The following is a 260-nucleotide window of genomic DNA, read 5'->3' as shown; positions in this document are numbered from 1 at the left end:
CAAGATCGGAAATTTCCAGATCGACGGGCAGCGCATCACCGCAGATGTGATCGAGATCGAACCGGCCTTGTTCAAATGGATGGCGTTCCTGACGGCCTTTGTTCTGCCCAAGGGCTATTACGAAAGCGTCGGCTCCGAAGGGTTTGAGAAAGCACCGATCGGATCTGGCCCCTATATGGTGGATACAGTCGAACCCGGCGCCTACGTCCGCCTGAAAGCCTACGACGGCTATTGGGGGGTGGATGCGGAGTTCTCCACCG

Annotated in this window: 1 protein-coding gene; it reads left to right on the top strand. The window is 57.3% G+C overall.

Annotation, left to right across the window (positions count from 1 at the left end; translation table 11 throughout):
* On the top strand, positions 1–260 hold a 260-nt coding region (locus R0J92_RS24105), incomplete at both ends, for an ABC transporter substrate-binding protein (protein WP_411053539.1).

Source organism: Tritonibacter sp. SIMBA_163 (assembly GCF_046535935.1).
Lineage (GTDB): Bacteria > Pseudomonadota > Alphaproteobacteria > Rhodobacterales > Rhodobacteraceae > Epibacterium > Epibacterium scottomollicae.
Note: the sequence above shows the minus strand (reverse complement) of the source record. Positions and strands in the feature narration are given on the sequence as shown.